General features: G+C 43.1%; 17 protein-coding genes. 8 read left to right on the top strand and 9 right to left on the bottom strand.

Translation table 11 applies throughout. From position 1 onward, the window contains the following. Positions 1-14: 14 nt before the first annotated feature. The 3 genes from CTY47_RS03855 to CTY47_RS03845 all read left to right on the top strand — a co-directional run bounded on the left by CTY47_RS03855 (position 15) and on the right by CTY47_RS03845 (position 3792). Complete coding sequence (locus CTY47_RS03855; RefSeq protein WP_099463505.1) at positions 15-611, top strand: porin family protein; 597 nt, start codon at positions 15-17, stop codon at positions 609-611. A 201-nt stretch (positions 612-812) separates the two neighbouring features. Next, positions 813-3275, top strand: coding sequence for a replication restart helicase PriA (gene priA, locus CTY47_RS03850; RefSeq protein WP_099463504.1), 2463 nt, complete (start codon positions 813-815; stop codon positions 3273-3275). 25 nt (positions 3276-3300) lie between these two features. After that, on the top strand, positions 3301-3792 hold the full coding sequence (locus CTY47_RS03845; RefSeq protein WP_099463503.1) for a low molecular weight protein-tyrosine-phosphatase: 492 nt from the start codon (positions 3301-3303) through the stop codon (positions 3790-3792). On the opposite strand, the gene CTY47_RS03840 is transcribed toward CTY47_RS03845, so the two are convergent. Next, a complete protein-coding gene (locus CTY47_RS03840) occupies positions 3767-5797 on the bottom strand; it encodes an HD family phosphohydrolase (RefSeq protein ID WP_099463502.1) in 2031 nt (676 codons plus the stop codon). The two genes, CTY47_RS03845 and CTY47_RS03840, sit on opposite strands and share 26 nt — an antisense overlap. 95 nt (positions 5798-5892) lie before the next feature. Here CTY47_RS03840 and gltX point away from each other — a divergent pair, with 95 nt between their 5' ends. From gltX to CTY47_RS17265, 4 genes are all read left to right on the top strand, one after another. Then, positions 5893-7410, top strand: a complete 1518-nt coding sequence (gene gltX, locus CTY47_RS03835; protein ID WP_099463501.1) for a glutamate--tRNA ligase — start codon at positions 5893-5895, stop codon at positions 7408-7410. A gap of 25 nt (positions 7411-7435) precedes the next feature. Beyond that, positions 7436-8674 (top strand): 3-deoxy-D-manno-octulosonic acid transferase, encoded by a 1239-nt coding sequence (locus tag CTY47_RS03830; RefSeq protein ID WP_099463500.1) that lies wholly within the window; start codon positions 7436-7438, stop codon positions 8672-8674. A gap of 86 nt (positions 8675-8760) precedes the next feature. Then, positions 8761-9186, top strand: a complete 426-nt coding sequence (locus tag CTY47_RS17270) for a transposase (protein WP_233202055.1) — start codon at positions 8761-8763, stop codon at positions 9184-9186. Continuing rightward, the gene (locus tag CTY47_RS17265; protein ID WP_317044049.1) at positions 9117-10058 is read left to right on the top strand and encodes an IS3 family transposase; all 942 of its coding nucleotides are present in this window, start codon (positions 9117-9119) and stop codon (positions 10056-10058) included. Before CTY47_RS17270 ends, CTY47_RS17265 begins: the two co-directional genes overlap by 70 nt. A 48-nt stretch (positions 10059-10106) precedes the next feature. Here the strand turns inward: CTY47_RS17265 and CTY47_RS03820 are convergent, their stop codons facing one another. After that, positions 10107-11510, bottom strand: a complete 1404-nt coding sequence (locus tag CTY47_RS03820; protein WP_099463499.1) for a C1 family peptidase — start codon at positions 11508-11510, stop codon at positions 10107-10109. A gap of 218 nt (positions 11511-11728) precedes the next feature. On the opposite strand from CTY47_RS03820, the gene CTY47_RS03815 reads away from it, so the two are divergent. Next, on the top strand, positions 11729-12046 hold the full coding sequence (locus CTY47_RS03815) for a DUF3784 domain-containing protein (RefSeq protein WP_158228502.1): 318 nt from the start codon (positions 11729-11731) through the stop codon (positions 12044-12046). A 171-nt stretch (positions 12047-12217) separates the two neighbouring features. On the opposite strand, the gene CTY47_RS03810 is transcribed toward CTY47_RS03815, so the two are convergent. The 7 genes from CTY47_RS03810 to CTY47_RS03780 form a co-directional block, all read right to left on the bottom strand. After that, positions 12218-13297 carry a carbohydrate-binding family 9-like protein gene (locus tag CTY47_RS03810; protein WP_099463497.1) on the bottom strand — a complete coding sequence of 360 codons (1080 nt, stop codon included), beginning with the start codon at positions 13295-13297 and terminating at the stop codon, positions 12218-12220. Between the two features lie 32 nt (positions 13298-13329). Next, complete coding sequence (locus CTY47_RS03805; protein WP_099463496.1) at positions 13330-14436, bottom strand: carbohydrate-binding family 9-like protein; 1107 nt, start codon at positions 14434-14436, stop codon at positions 13330-13332. Continuing rightward, complete coding sequence (locus CTY47_RS03800) at positions 14433-15608, bottom strand: serine hydrolase domain-containing protein (protein WP_099463495.1); 1176 nt, start codon at positions 15606-15608, stop codon at positions 14433-14435. The genes CTY47_RS03805 and CTY47_RS03800 overlap by 4 nt, the downstream gene beginning before the upstream one ends. Continuing rightward, the gene (locus tag CTY47_RS03795; protein ID WP_099463494.1) at positions 15609-16136 is read right to left on the bottom strand and encodes a gamma carbonic anhydrase family protein; all 528 of its coding nucleotides are present in this window, start codon (positions 16134-16136) and stop codon (positions 15609-15611) included. Further along, positions 16137-17924: an aminopeptidase P family protein gene (locus tag CTY47_RS03790; RefSeq protein ID WP_099463493.1), complete on the bottom strand. Its 1788-nt coding sequence runs from the start codon at positions 17922-17924 to the stop codon at positions 16137-16139. It abuts the gene before it with no gap. A 70-nt stretch (positions 17925-17994) separates the two neighbouring features. After that, positions 17995-18735 carry a GDSL-type esterase/lipase family protein gene (locus CTY47_RS03785; RefSeq protein ID WP_099463492.1) on the bottom strand — a complete coding sequence of 247 codons (741 nt, stop codon included), beginning with the start codon at positions 18733-18735 and terminating at the stop codon, positions 17995-17997. 126 nt (positions 18736-18861) lie between these two features. After that, positions 18862-20580, bottom strand: a complete 1719-nt coding sequence (locus tag CTY47_RS03780; RefSeq protein WP_099463491.1) for an FAD-dependent oxidoreductase — start codon at positions 20578-20580, stop codon at positions 18862-18864. Positions 20581-20636 lie beyond the last annotated feature (56 nt).

The following is a 20636-nucleotide window of genomic DNA, read 5'->3' as shown; positions in this document are numbered from 1 at the left end:
AATAAGAGAAAAATATGAAGAAAATAGCAGGACTCCTTTTAATAGCTTTGTTCGCTTTGACCGTTGTTCCGGCGAAAGCTCAGGTTAAATTCGGTATTAAAGGTGGTGTGAATATCTCATCCGTACACTTTAATAAAGATATTCTTAACTCCAGTAATGTGACAGGGTTCCAGGTAGGGCCGATGATCGAAGCCATGATGCCGATGTTTGGTATGGGAATTGATGCGGCAGTCTTGTATTCCCAGAAAGGGGTGGATGCTTCCAACTCTATTAATTCGAAGAGCCTGAAGACCGATTATCTTGATATTCCCGTTAATCTGAAGTGGAAATTCGGATTGCCTATCGTTAAGGTTTATCTGGCAGCAGGCCCTTATATCGGCTTCCGCGTAGGAGGAGATAAAATCTGGGATATCCCGGGACAGATTGACGGAGAATTAAAAGCAAAAAACTTTAATGCCGGGTTGAATTTTGGTGCAGGCGTGGAACTGATCAAACATTTGCAGGTAGGCTTCAATTACGGACTGGGCTTGACTGATGATTTTAGCGCTTCCAAGGTAGACCTGAAAGCAAAGAACCGCGGTTGGTCTGTTACAGCGGCCATTTTGTTCTGAACTATATTTATAGATAAAGGAAGGCCGGGCTAACAAGTCCGGTCTTTTTTTGTTACTTTTGGCTTGGCTTTCGCAGGGCGAAATTTCTGCTTACAAGTATTGAACGTTTCTACCGGTAAGTATGACGCATCAATACAAACGCCCGGCAGAGCAGCCCGAGAATAGGATGGTTCAAACAAACGATAAAACGAAAAACAGAAGATGAAGTTTGCAGACGTGATACTCCCATTGCCTCTGGAGAATAGTTACACTTACCGTATTCCTGAGGATATGGAAAAAGCGGTGACGCCCGGTTGCCGTGTTATTGTACACTTCGGAAAGAAACGATATTATACGGCTATCGTAATGGCAGTACATGATAAGGAACCACTGTCTTCATTTGAAACGAAAGATATTTATGCCTTACTGGATGCTTCACCTGTACTTCGTCGTCCGCAGTTGCGTTTCTGGAAATGGATTTCGTCGTATTATCTCTGTAAGTTGGGAGATGTTTATAAGGCAGCTTTGCCCTCAGGATTGAAGCTGGAGAGCGAAACATCTGTGATTTACAATGAAGACTACGAAGCTGATACTCCTTTACGTCCTAATGAGCAGAGCGTTTTGGATGCTTTTGGCGGCGCGTTGAAGCTGACTGTGTCCGAACTTGAAAAGAAAACCGGATTGCGTAATGTTGTTCCTGTTGTGGCTTCTTTGATGTCACGTGGAGCCGTAGAGGTTAGTGAAGAGTTAAAACGAGGCTTTGTGCCGAAGACTCGGACATTTATCCGCCTGGTAGAGACTTTTTATGATGAGGAAAAGCTTCAGGAGGTCTTTCATGAACTGAAAAGGGCAAAGAAGCAGGAATTGTTGCTTGTTAGCTTTCTTGACCTCAGCCATACATTGAACCCGGTACTTCGCAAGGAGCTTTCTAAAAAAGAATTGCTGGAACGTAGCGGATGCACGTCCAATGTGTTGGATGGTCTGCTGAAACGAGGTGTTTTGGAATGTTATGAAAAGGAAGTAGGGCGTTTACAAATATCCGTTTGCCGTTTGCTTCCGTTGCAGCCACTTAGCGCTGCTCAAGAAAAGGCTTACGGTGAGATCCATGATGTATTTAAAACCAAAGAGGTTTGCTTGTTGCATGGCGTTACTTCCAGTGGCAAGACGGAGGTGTATATTCATTTGATTGATGAGGTTCTGAAATTAGGACGCCAGGTTTTGTACTTGTTGCCCGAGATAGCTATTACTACACAAATAACAGAGCGGCTGGCTAAATTGTTTGGCAATCGCTTATTGGTTTATCATTCTAAATTCTCGGATAATGAAAGGGTGGAGGTCTGGAATAAACTTTTGCATGGCAATGAACCGATGCTGGTTCTGGGAGTCCGTTCGTCTTTATTCTTGCCGTTTAAAGATTTAGGGCTGATTATTGTTGATGAAGAACACGAGAATACTTATAAACAGCAAGACCCGGCTCCCCGCTATCATGCCCGTAATGCTGCTATTGTGCTTGCCGGTATGCATGGGGCTAAAACGCTTTTGGGTTCGGCTACTCCATCTATAGATTCTTATTTCAATGCAACTACCGGAAAGTATGGCCTGGTGGAGCTTACCACCCGTTATGGAGACGTATTGATGCCGGAAATAATGCCTGTAGACATAAAGGAATTGAAGCGGAAGAAGATAATGAAAGATACACTTTTTTCGCCTTTGCTGGTGACAAAGATAAACGATGCATTAGCCGTTGGCGAACAAGTTATTTTGTTTCAGAACCGTCGTGGTTTTGCTCCTATGATAGAATGTAAGAGTTGTGGTTGGGTGCCCCATTGCGTAAACTGTGATGTAAGTCTGACGTATCATAAGATACATAATCGGCTAGTCTGTCACTATTGTGGTTATGCGATCCAGTTGCCGCCTGCTTGCCCGGAATGTAAAGAAGCTGATTTGCGGATGATGGGTTTCGGTACGGAGAAGGTGGAAGAAGAGATAGCAACACTTTTCCCTGTGGCTAAGGTGGAGAGATTGGATTTTGATACGGCTCGTACCCGCACCGCTTATGAGCGTATTATTTCGGATTTTGAACAAGGTAAAACGCAAATACTGATTGGTACGCAGATGCTTTCGAAAGGATTGGATTTTGGAAATGTCTCGGTTGTCGGGATTCTGAATGCTGATAGTTTGATGAACTTCCCGGATTTCCGCGCTCACGAACGGGCCTTTCAGTTGATGGTACAGGTCAGTGGCCGTGCAGGCAGACGGGATAAACGCGGAACCGTTATTCTTCAGACTTCACAGCCTGAACATCCGATTATCCGGATGGTACAACATTTTGCCTACAAAGAGATGGTAGGTTTGCAGTTGAGTGAGCGTAGTATGTTCCGGTATCCGCCTTATTATCGGTTGATAGTGCTGGTGCTTCGTAGCCGTAATGAATCCGTATTGTCGGAAATGTCTTCGATGTATGCCGGCAAGCTGCGTTTACATTTGGGAGAACGTGTCTTGGGACCGGTTACTCCACCTGTTACCCGTGTGCAAACATTGCATATAAAGAAAATTATATTGAAGATTGAAATAGCAGCAGCTATAGCTCCGGTACGGGAAATACTGGAGAGAGTTCATGCGGAGATGATGCAATATCCTGCGTTTAAGCAATTGCTGGTGCATTATGATGTGGATCCGGCTTGAAAAATAATTGAAAATATAGATAATTATGGAAAAGAAGAAAATAAAGTTACTATTTGTGTGTCTCGGTAATATTTGCCGCTCTCCGTCAGCAGAAGCAGTGATGAAAAAAATGGTGAAAGATGCTGGGATGGCAGACCGCTTTGAGATTGATTCGGCGGGTTTGATAGGCTACCATCAAGGCGAAAAAGCTGATCCCCGGATGCGTGCTCATGCTGCGCGTCGCGGATATGTGTTGGAATCCATTTCCCGTCCGGTCTGTACATCGGACTTCTTTGACTTTGATCTGATTATTGGTATGGACGATCAAAATATAGACCGTTTGAAACAGAAAGCACCCGACCTGGAATCCGTACAGAAGATACATCAGATGACCGAGTATTCACGTAACAAATTATATGATTATATCCCCGACCCGTATTATAGCGGAGAAGAAGGTTTCGAACTCGTCCTCGATTTGCTGGAAGATGCGTGTGCGGGTTTGTTGGAGCACATCACTTCTTCAAATCCGGGTAGCTGATTCGGGTATGGTACATGATTTTTAGTTTTTCAACAAAGACGTTTTTTATCGTCTCTACATCTTTATATGTAAGAGGTGTGTTTCTTAATAATCCGTCGGCAATCTGGCTATCTATAATTTTGTTTACCAACTGTTGTATGCCTTCTTCCGTATGCTCTTTGAGGCTTCGCGAGGCGGCTTCTACAGAGTCGGCCATCATTAAGACGGCGGTTTCTTTCGAGAACGGATTCGGACCAGGGTATGTAAATGCTTCTTCGTCTATCTCCTTGTCGGGATATTGATTCTTGAAAGAGTTATAGAAGTATTTTGCTTTGCCGCGTCCGTGGTGGGTACGGATAAAGTTGATTACGGCTTTTGGCAATCCTGCTTTCTCTGCAATTTTAACACCTTCGGTGATATGGCTAATGATGATTTGTGCGCTTTCGTCAAAGGCCAGCTTGTCATGGGGATTCACGCTGCTTTGATTTTCGGTAAAGAAAACCGGGTTGCTCATTTTTCCTATATCGTGGTACATAGCTCCGGTACGGACTAACTGCGAATCTGCCCCGATTTTGGCTGCTGCCTCAGAAGCAAGAATAGATACCTGCAGAGAGTGCTGGAATGTACCGGGGCAGGTTTCACTGAGCTTCTTTAATATCGGCGTGTTGATGTTGGATAATTCTACTAATGTGATACTCGATACGTAGCCAAAAGTCTTTTCCAACATATAAACCAATACGTAGGTAAACATTAGGAGGATGAAATTAATACCGAAATAGAGCATCATCATCCAGTTTATCTTTTTAAAGTTAGCTTCCTGGTAAATCGTGAGGCTGATATATACAATAGTGTATGACATAAAGATGAAGAATGCACAGCGGATTAATTGCGAGCGTTGCGACAATTCTTTCAAGCTGAATGTTACTACCATACCTGCGATAATTTGCAGGATCAGGAATTCGTGAGGGAAAGGTGCCATCAGCGAACAGATCAGAATTGTAACCAGATGTGTGAACAGAGCTGTTCTTGAGTCGAAAAACGTACGGATCACAATTGGCACAATGGCGTACGGAAGGATGTAAATGTTAAACAGTCCGTAAGTGACGCATAATTCTGTCAGGATACAACCGGTGAATATGCAGCTCAACAAGAAAAACGTATTCTTTTTATTGTGAAATATTCTTGGCCTGAAAGACCACAGGTATAACCAAAAACAAAACATGATACCAAAGACAAGTACAAACTGTCCGGCAAGAATGATGCTTTGCCGTTGCGTCCCTCCGGTTTTTGATTCGTGTACGGTTTTGAGGGAACGGAGTACGTTGTATGTATGGTTGTCTATGATTTCTCCGCGGTCTACAATGCGCTCTCCTGCTTGTACCATGCCGTTGGAGATGGAGACGCTTTGAAGTATGTCTGTCCGTACTTTTTCGGAGGTGGCCTGATCGTAAGTGATATTTTCTTCCAGATAGTTATTTATGTCGCACGATTGCAGAACGGCTTTGTCCAGATGTGACGGACAATTATTGATGATGTATTCGTAAGCTGTTTTTACGGTGAAAAAATCGCTTATATAGCAAGGTCTGGCAATGTTGTTCTCGAGTAGATTCACTTTAAAGATATCTTCCTTTTTTAAGTCTTCCAATGCTTGCGGAGAGATGATACCCTTGTTGTAAAGGTATATCAGGCTTTTTTCGATGTATTGCATATAAGCCGGGGTGGCTTTGCTGTGCAGCGTCGCGTTATAGTTGGTACGGAGCTTGGCTATTTCGTTGTTTTCTGTTTTTGTATCTAATCTGTAATAGGGTTCGAAGTTTTTCAGGACGCTGTCTTTTTCTGCTTTTACTTCTTCGTCTGTCTTATAAATAGGGAAGTCACTTGGAGCAGTTAGCAATCCGTAACGCCACGGTTTACCTTCGTAAAACTGATACCGGAACTTTCCTTCGCGCGGAAAAAAATAAGCGATCAGCAAAGCTGATACGATAAAGTAGATAACGGAAGGTATGCTGTAACTCTTTAATTTCATAATTGATGTTTCTTTGTCGGGGCGAAATGTACATAAAAAAGTTTACTATGAGAAATAAAAGATGTACTTTTGCCGCATTATTAAAGGTAAGCACTATGACTCAAAGAAAAGTAAGAGTACGTTTTGCACCCAGTCCTACGGGGGCGTTGCATATTGGTGGTGTTCGTACTGCTTTATACAACTATCTATTTGCAAAACAACAAGGTGGAGATTTGATTCTCCGTATAGAAGATACAGATTCACAACGTTTCGTTCCCGGAGCAGAAGATTACATAATCGAAGCTCTCACTTGGTTAGGCATTAAGTTTGACGAAGGAGTAGGGTTTGGCGGAAACTACGGCCCGTATCGCCAGAGCGAACGTAGAAATATTTATAAGAAATATGTAGACCAGCTTCTGGATGCCGGTCATGCCTACATCGCATTTGATACCCCTCAGGAACTGGAGGCTAAACGCGCTGAAGTATCCAACTTCCAGTATGATGCTTCCACCCGTTTGCAAATGCGCAACTCGCTTACACTTCCGGCAGATGAGGTAAAAGCATTAATCGAAGCAGGAAACCAATACGTGGTGCGTGCCAAGATAGAACCCAACGAAGATATTCATGTAAACGACCTTATCCGTGGCGAAGTCATTATCAACTCTTCTATTCTGGATGACAAGGTACTTTATAAGTCGGCAGACGAGCTTCCCACATATCATTTGGCAAATATTGTAGACGACCATCTGATGGAAGTAACCCATGTTATCCGTGGTGAAGAATGGTTGCCGAGTGCTCCGTTGCACGTATTGCTCTACCGTTTCTTTGGTTGGACCGAAACAATGCCTCAGTTTGCACATCTCTCTTTGCTCCTGAAGCCTGAAGGCAATGGCAAGTTGAGTAAACGTGACGGTGACCGTCTGGGCTTCCCTGTATTTCCGTTGGAATGGCATGATCCAAAAACCGGAGACATCTCGTCAGGATATCGCGAAAGCGGTTACTTGCCCGAAGCTGTTGTGAACTTTCTCGCTCTCTTAGGTTGGAATCCAGGCAATGACCAGGAAGTGATGAGTATGGATGAACTGATACAATCTTTTAATCTGTCTCATTGCAGCCGTAGCGGAGCCAAGTTTGATTATGAGAAAGGAAAATGGTTCAATCACCAGTATATTCAGCAAAAAAGCAATGAAGAAATTGCTAAAATGTTTTTGCCTTTTCTTGAAGAGCACGGCATAAAAGCAGAATTTGCATACGTAGAAAAAGTGGTAGCCATGATGAAAGACCGCGTAAACTTCGTGAAAGAATTATGGGATGTTTGTTCCTTCTTCTTCGTTGCTCCAACGCAGTACGACGAAAAGACTACGAAGAAACGTTGGAAAGACGAATCGGCTGCCCAACTAGCCGAACTGATAGAAGTATTACGCACACGTGAACCATTCGATATAGAAGGTACTGAAGAAGAAGTGAAAGCCTGGATCGAAAGTAAAGGTTATCATCTGGGAAATATAATGAATGCAACCCGCTTGGCTTTGGTAGGCGAAGGCAAAGGACCTCATATCTTTGATATTACCGAAGCATTGGGCAAAGAAGAATCTATTCGCCGTATTCAACGTGCAATAGAAATACTTAAATAACTGCAGATTGAGAACCGGACATGCTATGTACAGTTTATTGATACACTTCTATGCTTTCATTGTAGCGCTGATTTCTCCTTTTCATAAAAAGGCAAGGATGATGCGTTTGGGGCAATGGAAAACCAACTCTATATTAAGGAGCAAAATAGACCGGAATGCCAAGTATATCTGGTTTCACGCCTCATCACTGGGGGAGTTTGAGCAAGGCCGGCCTATGATGGAAAAGATTAAGGCAGAACATCCCGATTATAAAATACTGCTTACCTTTTTCTCACCCTCGGGTTATGAAGTACGCAAGAATTATAATGGAGCAGATGTTATATGCTACTTGCCGTTTGATACGCCATACAGGGTGAAGAAATTTATTAATCTGGCAAATCCGGCTGTTGCCGTATTCATAAAATATGAATTTTGGGGAAACTACCTTAACGAGCTAAAGCGTCGTAATATACCAGTCTATATTATTTCTGCTATCTTTCGTCAGGATCAATTGTTTTTCCAATGGTATGGTTCTCCGTACCGTAAGATGCTGAGTTGCTTTAACCATCTGTTCGTCCAAGACGAGCGTTCGCAAAAATTGCTTGAGGAGTACGGTATAACCAACGTTACAGTAGCAGGCGATACGCGCTTCGACCGTGTGCTGGATGTTCGTAACCAGGCACGCGAAATCCCTTTGGTTGAGAAATTCGTAGCAAATAAAACAGGCGGAAAACAGATAACTCTCATCGCTGGCAGCTCGTGGCCTCAGGACGAAGAAATACTGATACCTTACTTTAACGAACACCCTGAAATGAAATTAATCATCGCTCCGCATGAGATTCATCGTGAGCATTTGATGTATATCGAGTCGCTCTTGAAGCGCCCGTCTATCCGTTTGTCAGAAGCACATGATGACGACTTGACTGATAAATGTTGTCTTATCGTGGATAGCTTCGGGCTTCTTTCGTCTATTTATCGGTATGGTGATGTCGCTTATATAGGCGGCGGGTTTGGTGCTGGCATTCATAATACGCTTGAGGCTGCTGTATACGGGGTTCCCGTACTGTTTGGCCCACGGTATCATAAATTTAAAGAAGCCAGAGACCTGATTGCTGTGAACGGAGGTTTTGCTGTTCAGGATGGAAAGGCTTTTAGGGGTAAGATGGATGAACTTTTGACTTACCACGAAGTGCTGGATGCTTCCGGTCGGGCAGCAGGAGATTTTGTAAAGAATAATATCGGAGCTACGGATAAAATACTGAAAGAATTAAGTAAAGATAAATAAAAAAGAGAGGAACTTTTATAGGTTCCTCTCTTTTTTATTTATTCTGTCTAGTCCTAAAATAGCGTTACACCAAATTAAGTAACGAAATGAAAAAGTCAGAAACCAAGTACATTAGACGTACACAAAAGGATTACAGCATGTCCTTTAAATTATCAGTAGTTCAAGAGTATGAAACAAGCCGGCTAAGTATGGAGACTATTCAGCGTAAATATGGCATACAAGGAAGCCATACATTAAAACGTTGGATTGAAAAATATGGTAACTTTGACGTGTCAAACAAATCTCATTGTCCCGTGGAAAAGAGTAAGGAACAGCAACTGCTTGAATTGGAGCAGAAAATAAAGTTGTTGGAGCGCAAGAACGCCCGCCTGGAGAAGGAACTCGAATTAAAGGATATAAAAGCCGAATTCTTTGATATGATGATAGATATCGCAGAAAAGGAATATCACATCGATATCCGAAAAAACTCCTTTCCCGAACAGTCCTCCAATACAAAGAAGAAAAATCCGTAAGTATCAGCGGGATCTGCCGACTGCTCGGGATAAGCAGGCAAAAATATTACCGTCAGCATTGGAGTATAGACAGGAGTCGCCAAAAAGCTACCGAAGTTGTAGAGATAGTACAGGGTCTCCGTTTGGAGATGCCCCATATAGGTACCCGTAAACTCTATCATATGCTTCAGCCGGTATTGAAAGAGAAGAAAGTTGGCCGTGACAGGCTGTTTGACATACTACGTGCCAACCACATGCTCATAAAGCCTGTCCGTTCCTATCATGTGACGACCAACTCCCACCATCGGTTCCACAGGCACAAGAACCTTGTGGCAAATATGGAATCTATACGTCCGGAAGAAATCTGGGTTTCGGATATAACCTATATAAGAAATAGAAACAGTCACTTGTATCTCTCATTGGTTACAGACGCTTATTCAAAGAAGGTTATGGGATATGACCTTTCCTGTTCTTTGGACACTCAGGGTACCCTTAATGCCGTAACGATGGCCAACGGCAACCGATTGTACAGGGAGGAACCCTTAATACATCACTCAGATCGTGGTATACAATACTGCTCCGATGCATATCAGAGATTATTGAAACGGTATCATATCATACCGAGCATGACTGAATCCTATGATCCTTATGCAAATGCCATAGCAGAAAGGATAAACGGGATACTCAAACATGAGTTTCTGCTTGAAGACCTTAATCTTCCATTGGCACAGATGAAGCGTCTGGTAAAGGATGCTGTTTATAAATATAATAATCTCAGACCACATTACTCGTGCGGATACAAAACACCGGAGTATATGCACCATCAGAGGCAGATTAAAATTAAAAGTTATAAAAACAAACAGTTCAGCAAGGCTAGCCTTGCTGAACTGTGATAAATGTTTTAGTTTTGTCCAATAACTGTAACGGTTATTTAGGACTAGTCATTCTTCCTCGGCAAACATCGGATCCCATGCCGGGAGACGTACAGGTTGCTGTTTCATTACCTCTTTTACCTTGTCTGTAATGTATTTTTTATCTATCACTAAACGGAACATATATTCGTCGAACCATTTGTCTGTCATGATCAGGTGGCCGGCGTTGGCGCCAGGCCCCCAGCTATTTTCCACCATCCACTTTTTCGGTTGGCCGTTTGTGTCCAGATCCACAGCCATCAGCGTCATGGCGTGCGATGATCCGCTAGAGAAGGTCTGTATGCGTTGTTTCTTATCCATACCGAATGTTGTTCCCATCAACGAACCATAATCATAATAATTTACGTCGAGCAAACCACGTTCGCGGTCAAAGAACTTACCTACATCGCAAGAAAAGTACATCATTGTACTGTCTTTGATAGAAGCTATTGCCATCTGTTTGATATCTTCGATGGGCAAATTTACGTACGTCCAGTTCTTTCCATCGTAGGCATGTCGGTCATAATCTATCTCATATAGTTTATAATATTCGCGGCTTGGGTCGTTCATCAGCATAACGTAGTCGTTTTTCAGGTCGTGTCCGATATATTCATTATAGAACGAGAGAGGCGTGTACTCTTTTGTTTCAACCGGATTGCCGGCCGCATCCTTACGTGTCCATGTGAAAGTGGCAGGCGGTTCGCCCAGGCTGATAACAAGCATGCGGTAGACAGTTCCGAGCATTTTGGTTTTCTCTTTTTCCAAAACTTCCGTTGTCGTGCCTTTCACTGTGGCGAGTTCGCGCAATTGAAGGCCAAATTCTTTTAATTTCAATCCGATCAGGTTGCTTATTTTCGAGGTGTTTTCGCTACTGTAAGTTTCGGCCATCACTTCGGCAGGGACTACACCGTATTTAGTAAGAATATCCGAAACGCCGGTAAACTGTCCACCATCGCCAATCGGATTCTTGAACAACCATTCCACCATTTTGTCGTCTATCGGTTTCAACCGCGTGTCTATGATGCCTTGCAGAAAGAGGTTCGCTTTTTCCAGTTGATCCCAAAAGAAGGAATAATTTTGTGAAAACTGGAAATCTCCCATTTCATACTTGTCGATCGCTTCGGCACGTAGTACGTTTAGCCCGGTGAAAAGCCAGCAGCGGCCCGACGATTTCTGATTGGTGATGCCTTTGCTATTCACCTTATGGGAAAAGTATGTGTCGAAGTTGTTACGGTTCTCCCCGTTTACTGCCAGCTTGTTGATGTCATTGTTGCCAATCGCATTGCGTATAGCCTTATCGGCCGGTGTGTTTTGATAAGCCTGCTTGATCTGCTGTAGCATCTGCGGCGTAATACTGCTCGGAGCCTGTTGTCCGTTGGCTGTAAGCGTAAGGCCTACCGCCAGTGCAGCCATCCATAAACTTGTATTTTTCATGTCTGCTGTAGATTATATAATTAAGTAGATTACAAATGTACATGAAAAACTTTGGAAATCTTGATTTTGTCATTTTGTGATGTAAAATAACTGAGTATATTTGTAATATGTGAGTCGTTTAAAGTTTTGTGTAACCTGAGAAGCTATTGGCGAGACATACTTATTGTGTGGTGGTATTTGGCAGTGTATGCTGTGCCAATATCTGAAAAAATACTTTATTGAGACGATATATGGAAGATTTGCCTTTGTTTCTGGTGGGTTTCATTCTTATAGCTGCAGGTTTTCTGGCCGGGAGATTTCCCGGATTACTTATGCGTTATAATTCTTTTCCGAAAAGAAAAGAAGATGATGTAGACTGGGCTGGTGCTGGAAAACTGGCTCGCAAGTATATGGCGATAGGAGGATTATGTCAGCTAGCAGGAACAGTTACGTTTGTTAAATTGGGGTTGAAGGAAGCGGTGATTGTCCTGGATGTACTTATTGTAATGACGGTGGTGATTCTATTTATAGCCAAATCCCGGAAATATAATTTATAGAGAGTATCTTTTTGTCTAAAATAAAAGAATCCGTAGCTTGTCGGTGAAACCGGGGCTACGGATTCTTGTTTGTTATATTACCGTTATTGTACGGAAGGAATAAATTCTACTTTAAAGCATTACGGCTACAGTAGCCAAATATAGTTTTGTAGTTTTCATGATATATAATGTTTATTTCCAGATAAACCCATCCTGACGGATATGCCATACTGTACCATCAGGAGCAGGCATTGAGATTTCGTACATGGACGGGGTGGTGCTTAAGGTAATCTGCCTTGTTTGTTCTGTCGTACAGAATTCTTCCGGTTTCAGATCGGCAATAGTTGAAGCATAGTTTCCAAATGCAGTAGCATATTCATTCTGACGGTAATATAAATTACGCAGAAGCCATTTGGTTCCTTCTGCCGGGTCCTTTACAAATGGAGTTTCTCCCGTTCCGGCAACTTTATCGGACAGTTGTATATAGCCCCAGTATTCGGGTAGGTGGATACTGACAATTCCCATCGGAGCCCAAACCCAATAGCTTTCACCTTTTCCTGTCTTTATGTATTTATTGTCTTTTATTACAGCCGGCCATTGTACACGCATGAAGTTCATGCGTAACAAATCTCCCGCTTCCGGTTTCTCCTTACCCCGTGTCATTTGGTATATGGAACTCCATGGGAAGAATATTTCCAGGCTCCACGATTTATCAATATCTTTCGGATTGTTTAGCGTACCATCTACATGTATGGCCGATTTCATGCCTGCTGTTTCCCAGTTGTTCAGCGTTTGTGCTCCGTCGCGATAGGGTTTGGTGAGGTACAGATCCCATTCGGTACCGAGTGCGTTGACTTCATACTCCAAATAGTTGTGTGTGTTGTTTCCTGGTTCGATAAACAGTTCGAAGGCATTGTCCAGATAGATGATAGAGTCGTGTTTTGTAATAGTAGCCCATACGTGGGGGTCTTCCAGAAATGCCCCGATGTACATACCCTGTTCATCGTAAGCAACCTTTACCTCTGTTTTCAATTTCGGAGCTGGACGGGTGCTTCCTTCTATGTCCACAAATTCGGAAACAGCCGGAATAGCACCCCATTCTCCGGCAGTCAGTTTCCCGTCGATCTGAATGGGGGCAGGTGTTTTGTAACATACATATTCCGGCGGATTATACGCAGGCATAGCTTTGTATTCAATCTCTTTGTCTTTAGAAGCAGGTTGATTACATGAAACCAGCAATAAAAAGCCGGCCAGTAAGTTGTGTTTTATCATGATATCCTAATTTAATAGTTAACAATTATTTTTTATTTCCAAACCAAACCATCCTGACGGATATGCCATATTGTTCCGTCGGGAGCCGGCGCTGATATTTCGTACATAGATGGTGTTGTATGCAATGTCAGTTGCTTGGCCTGTTTGGGAGAACATAGTTCTTCGGGCTTCAGGTCAGAAATGGAAGATGCATAATTGCCGAAAGTGGCTGCATATTCATTCTGACGGTAATATAAATTACGCAGAAGCCATTTGGTTTCTTCCGCCGGCTTCTTTACAAACGGAGTTTCTCCTGTACCGGCAACTTTGTCGGACAGTTGTACATAGCCCCAGTATTCGGGAAGATGGATGTTGATTACACCGGTAGGAGCCCATACCCAGTTGTATTCGCGTATTTTGTCTTCACCTTTGATCGGTACTTTTACGTATTTGCCGTTTTGTACGTCCGTTGTCCATTCCACACGGGAAAAGTTAACGCGTATTTGCTCACCGGCTTCGGGTTTTTCCTTGCCGCGCATTACCTGGTAGATAGTGCTCCAGGGAATGAATATTTCTGCACTCCATGATTTGTCGGTATCATTCGGATTATTCAATGTTCCGTCAACATAGACTGCCGATTTCATTCCGGCAAGTTCCCAGTTGTTTAATACTTGCGGATTGTCACGGTAAGGTTTGGTGAGGTATAGATCCCATTCGGTACCGAGAGCATTTACTTCATATTCCAGGTAGTTATGCGTATCGTTGGATGGGTTGAGGAAAATCTCAAAGTCGTTATCGTTAAAAATTACGGCATCGTGCTCCGTTATGTTTGCCCAAACGTGAGGCTCTTCCATCAATACGGCAAAATACATACCGTTGCCGTCGTATGCCATTTTAGCGCGTGTTAGAAAGAGTGGTTTAGGTTGTTTGTCGCCTTCGATATCTACAAAATCTGTAGTCCAGGGTACGGCGTCCCATTCTTGGGCAGAAAGCTTTCCGTCTACTTTAATAGGTGCTGGCGTTTTATAACACACATAAGTTGGCGGATTGAAAGAGGGTTGAGGTGTATAAGTAATCTCTTTAGTCTTGGATGCCGGCTTCGTACACGAGAGCAGGATAAGAGCGGCCATAGGAGCCGCAATTAGAATTGTTCGTTTCATTTGTGCTTATTTTTATTTGTGTTTTTATTATCAAGCATATCCATAGCAGCACCTAACCAAGTGTCTATATCTGCCGGATAGTGTTGGGATGTATATTTTTTATCACGCTTATGGCCAAGACGTACAATGACGGCATTCTTTTCAGGGATCACAAATACGTATTGCCCCAGAATTCCTCTCATATATGGAATGCGCATTCCGTTGTAGTCAAGATTCCAGAACTGGAAGCCATAGTTCTTGTTTGTTTCTTCCGTTTCATTGAGTAATAAGGTAGAATCGGGAGTAATAGCTTCTTGCAGGTAAGCTGGTGATACAAGTTGTTGCCCGTCGTCCCAGCTTCCTTTGTTTAATACCAGTTGTCCGAAGCGGGCAAAGTCGCGTGCGTTACTGTTGAAGCAGCAATATGCTTTTTCCGTACCATCTTTTTTGTCAAGGCTCCATAGTGCATCTTCTTCGGCATGCATGGGTGTCCATAGCTTGCGGGAAACGTAGGAAGAAAGTTTTTCACCCGTTGCTTTTTCCAGAATGAATGCCAGAAGTTGGGTAACTCCGCTCTGATAATTGAAATACTTTCCGGGTTCTTCAATTTCTTTCATTCCGAAAGCGATCTTTTCCAGATCATTGCCGTAATACAACTGGGTGGTAGGTGAAAAAGGAGAGGTGTAAGCTTCCTGAAAATCGACTCCGGCACTCATCGTTAATAAATGGCGAAGTGTAAGTTGTTTACCGTTAAACCCTTTGAATTGGGGGATAAAGTCGCTTACCGGCTGGTCTACATTCCGAATGAAACCGTCGTCAATAGCACATCCTACCGCCAGTGATACAATGCTTTTTGCCATTGAAAACGAATTGCTGTGTGATTCGGGTGAATAATCCTCCCAGTATTGTTCAAACAATAAAGAGTCGTTTTGGATAATGACAAAAGCTACTGTGCCCAATTCATTGAAGACCGGGAGGTATTTTTCCGGTATGGATTGCGTGTTGTAATTTTCAGAAACCTTCCATGGTTCGGGTGCTCCGGCCTTAACAATGCGATTCTCGAAAATCGGATATTGGTCGATTTTTGGAAAAAGGTGAACGGCTGCGCGCCGCAGGTAGTAGTTGGAGGGCAACGCCAGATAGCCTCCGATACAACAGATAACCAATAGTATTGCCCATCCTGCCTTTTTCATTTACTTTTCCCCCTCTTCTTTATACCAGGATGAATACATGTGATAATTCTTTGCAATTTTCTGGTTGATCTCTTTGGCTTGTTCCGGATCTACCTTTTTCACGAATTTGGCAGGGACACCGGCATAGATACTGCCCGGCTCCACAATCGTTTTGCTAAGTACAACCGAGCCGGCAGCTATTATAGCACCTTCGCCTATTACGGCATGGTCTAGCACAACCGAGCCCATTCCGATAAGAGCGCCGTTGCATATCTTTGCTCCATGAATTGTTACGTTATGGCCTACCGATACATCATCACCAATCTCGATGGTCGATTTTTCGTATAATGTATGCAATACGGAACCGTCTTGTATGTTCACTCCATTGCCGATACGGATGGAATTTACATCGCCACGCAGTATAGCTCCAAACCATATACTGCAACCTTCGCCAATCTCTACATCGCCAACTATTGTGGCGTTGTCTGCAAGAAATGTGTCTTTACCGATTTTTGGGGTAAAGCCACGTACGGATTTAATTAATGCCATTTAGATTTCTGTTGTTTTATTCTTTAACCATTCTTTTTCTGTTTCGTTCAGGTAAGGGCTTAGTTTGTCATATACCATCTGATGATACTTATTCAACCAGGTGCGTTCTCGTACGGAAAGCATTGGGATAAGGATCGGCCGGGTATCGATAGGACAGAGGGTGAGTGTATCGAAGCCGAGGAATGTGCCGAATTCTGTTTCGCTGTCTTCGCGTACGGTAATCAGGTTTTCGATTCGGATGCCATATTCATCGGCACGATAAAGCCCCGGTTCATCACTTATAACCATGCCCGGTTTGAGTGGAACAGGATTTTCTTCCATACGGATGCTTTGCGGGCCTTCGTGTACATTGAGGCAATGCCCGATGCCATGTCCGGTACCATGCAGATAGTTCAGACCGGAGTCCCACAATGCTTTGCGTGCAAGTATGTCCAATTGAGAACCGCGTGTCCCGGCAGGAAATTTTGATTTAGCCAAGCTGATTGTACCTTTCAGCACACGGGTGTAATCTTTTTTCATGGCTTCCGAAGGTTCTCCAAGTGCAATCGTACGGGTAATGTCGGTTGTACCGTCCAGGTACTGAGCACCAGAGTCGATAAGTAAGAGGTTTTCGGGCTTTAGTTCTTTATCTGTATCCGGAGTTGCTTCATAGTGTACGATGGCACCGTGAGCGGCATATCCGCAGATGGTAGCAAAACTGTCCATGATATATTGCGATTGTTCCGACCGAAGGGATGTTAGTTTTTCTGCAGCGCTCATCTCTGTTACTTTGTGCCCCGCCTCCATTTCTTTCTCCAGCCAGATAAAGAAACGGGTTAAGGCTACGCCGTCTTTCTCCATTGCGTTGCGGAATCCTTTTAGCTCCGTTTCGTTTTTGATACTTTTCAGATGATTGGCAGGCGATATGCCTTCTATAATGGTACATTCGGAAGGAATTGCATTGAACAGGGCAACATTAGTCTTGTTCGTGTCCACGAATATACGGCTGTTTTTCGCCAGGTGAATAAGGTATGATTGTATTTTGTTATAGTCAGCTAATATGACACCTTCTTTTTTAAGATGTTCGACTGTTTCGGTTGTCAGTTTTCGTGGGTCAATAAACAGTACGTTTTCTTTGTCGGATACGAATGCATAACTCACAACAACCGGGTTGTATTCTACATCTGTTCCACGAATATTAAATGTCCAGGCTATTTCGTCAAGAGCAGCAAGGATGATACCGTCCGCTCCGTTTGCGTGCAGGCAGTCGCAAATTTCATCTAGTTTCTCGTGGACTGATTTGCCACTAAGTTCCTCGGGCATTTCAAATAATGGATTAGCAGGTATAGCCGGGCGGTCTTTCCATATTTCGTTTATCAGGTCGGACGAAACATCCAATCTGATTTGTTTCCGTTTGAGTTTACTTTCGAGTGTGCGTGCATCGGTGACACTATAGGTTTTACCGTCCAATCCGACAGTTTGCCCTTCGTGCAGTTTGTGTAATAAAAAGTCAGGGATAGAAGGGGTTTCAGGTAAAGCCATTTTATAAAGTTCAATACCGGAACCTTCCAGTTGTTTGGCCGCTTGCAGGAAATACCGCGAATCTGTCCATAAACCGGCTTTATCAGCGGTAATTACTACTGTACCGGCCGAACCATCAAAACCGGAAATCCATTCGCGTGATTTCCAGTGGCTTGCCGGATATTCACTGAGGTGCGGGTCTGAACTGGGGATGATGTAGGCATCCATCCTATGCTGCTTCATTGCTTCGCGCAGGGCGGCAATACGTTCGGGAATATTTGTTTTCATCGTATTGTGTATTTTGTCAACATTACTATTCGCAAAGTTAGTCAAAATAATAATCAAAAGAAAACAGTACTTATTCTCTGTTATACGGGTAATTGATTAAACGTTTCAGTACGGCAGGGTATGTATCGCCTTCGCTTGTCCCGGCACCTTCCATGTAAACGCCGTTTGTAATGGAATCGCCAAAGCAGACAATCTTTTTTATTTTGGATAGATCGAAGGTGGCTAGTAAATGACAATAGATGTAGTTTGCCAGTAGTTCGTTTCCTTTCTTTGTGAAATGAACGCCATCTACGGCGTTACTGTTTTTTAAGTTTATAATAATGTCGTCCGAGTTATGCCGGGGAATATTCAAATATTGAAGAAAACTCAGCAGATCGACAAAAGGAATGTCTTTTTCCTTGCAGACTTGTTTCATGGCATCTCTTCCTTGTTCCAGTTTTTTGATCGGAGAAATACCGAACTTTACCGAGTCGTGCCGTTGGTATAAATAAATAGGGTCTACCGTAGGCGGACTTACTAATACAACAGGGATATGATGTTCTATACATGAATCTGTTAATAGATTGATATTCTGTTTAAATGTTTCAACGGATACAAGTTTTTGCGTATTTAACAGGTCGTTCGTTCCGACGAGGATAATTACCATATCCGGTTGTTCGTTAATAACGTCTTTGTGTATGCGCTCTAACAATTGGCCGGAACTATTGCCGGGTATTCCCCGGTTAATAATTTCGGTAAAGCTCTGACTGTATAAATAATTGAATGGCATCACCAGAAACAGACTAAATAGTATGTTTATAATACAATGCATGGCTTCCGATTGTTTTGTGATTTATATAATTTATAAAGTATTCCATTATGTTCCATGCCGGTGAAACATTCCGGTTTCAACAGCATGGAATTATGAATGATTGTTTTATTTCTATTCGGGCAATACTTAAGCAGGCCAATGAGTTTCCAGCCCTTGCGTACGTATCCATTTCTGGAAATCTTCCAATAACTCTTTGCGTTCTCTGACTGCGCGAGGTGGAACTTTTTTTGCTTTTGCGTATGTAATAAGCATACCCACAGCTTCGCCGATACCCCATTCCGTAGGATGTTCACGATAACAACCGTTTGTGATATGTGTTGTTCCTATATTTTTGTTTGCCGGTAACAGATTGTTCATTCGTTGAGGCAACAATGCTCCTAATGGAATCTGGTAAGGAAGAGATGCAAAGTCTATGTAATTGTCTCCTTCGTTGCTCGGATGCAAGTCTATGTGATAATATCCTAAACCTACGCTATCGTAGAAATCGGCCGATTTCTTGCCTGCTGTTTTTCCGGCAACTAGTACCCGGTTTTCTGCACCTACATGTTCTTCAAGAATTGTAAATTCCGATTTGATACGTCTGGCCTCGCGGATGTACGGATATTTGGCCATACCATCCTCTGTTCCCATAACATCTCCTCTCAAACGCAGACCAGCCCATCCTGTTCCTCCGTCAGGACGGGGTGCTTCTGTTTGTAGCCAGTAGAAGAAACATCTGTTCATTTCCTTTGCGGCGTTGACATGTTTTTCAAATTCATCTTCCGATACATCAATCAGGTTGCCCTGCATGTAGTCTTGCTGAGGCCAGTTTACCATCGTTATATCTCCCTGGTAAGTACCAGGAGTGAAATTATGGCGGTTGATTATTTTACGATAGTTCCATAAATTCAAAACGTCGCCGGTTGGCTCACCTTCGGGTTGGAATCCCAGTGTTTTGGGTTTCAGGGTACGTGGATCCGAATAAGCAAGGCTGAGTAATTTCCCTGACCATGCCGGAGTCAAGTTGGGGACATAGTTGCTCCAATAATCGTAATTTTTTGGCCTATCAATTACCAGATTTGCTCCCGGAACATAATCCATTGCGAAACAAACTGTAAATGCTTGATTATTTCCTGGACGAGCTTTATCGGAAGCGTGAAGTTCATTTGTCTGCGCTTTCGATTCGGTTCCTGTTACATATTCGGTTCCTGTTAAGGGCAACAAATCTCCACATTCGGTAGCATCTACGAAATAAGGGGCAACCAGGGTAAGTGTACGACCTTCTTTTTTATTATAAACTTGTACAGCTTTTACATTGTCGCCGTTGACATCAGCTTTTTTTACTTTATAGTCTGTCAATATAATGAGTTTGCCGTTACTCATGTATGGAGCTAGCATTTCTGTTAAAACGGCAACTGTAACTTTAGGTTCATGGCAAATGCGGGAAACAGAACCATCTCCGGGATTTAAGAATTTCCGGTTGCGGGCTTCATCTGTCAATGGATAATTGCGCTTGTAATAATCCATGACCCTAGTTCTATATTCCCGGTAGGTGGCAGGTGCCCCGTGCGTTTCTATCCACGGGTGTTCATCCGGTGGAACACCTTGCTGTGAAGCTTGCCCCCCGATCCAGTCGGTTTCTTCGGTCATTATTACATTCAATCCGTTACGGCAAGCTGCAAGAGCGGTTGCACATCCTCCCATACCACCACCTAAAATGATGATATCGGCTTCTAATTGGTTGGATAGACTATCTTTTATTCCTGGAATCTGCCCTTTTCCTGTGTTGGCAAAAGCCGAATATGGAAAGAGAAATTTACTGCCTCCGGCGATAGCTGCTAGTGCCAAAAAATTACGTCTTTTCATGTTGTTTAATTTAAGAAATGATTTTTATGAATATGGGATATTTTATAGTATCAGAA

It is taken from the genome of Parabacteroides provencensis, from assembly GCF_900232875.1.
Taxonomy (GTDB): domain Bacteria; phylum Bacteroidota; class Bacteroidia; order Bacteroidales; family Tannerellaceae; genus Parabacteroides; species Parabacteroides chinchillae.
This window is presented reverse-complemented; position numbering and strand designations above follow the sequence as displayed.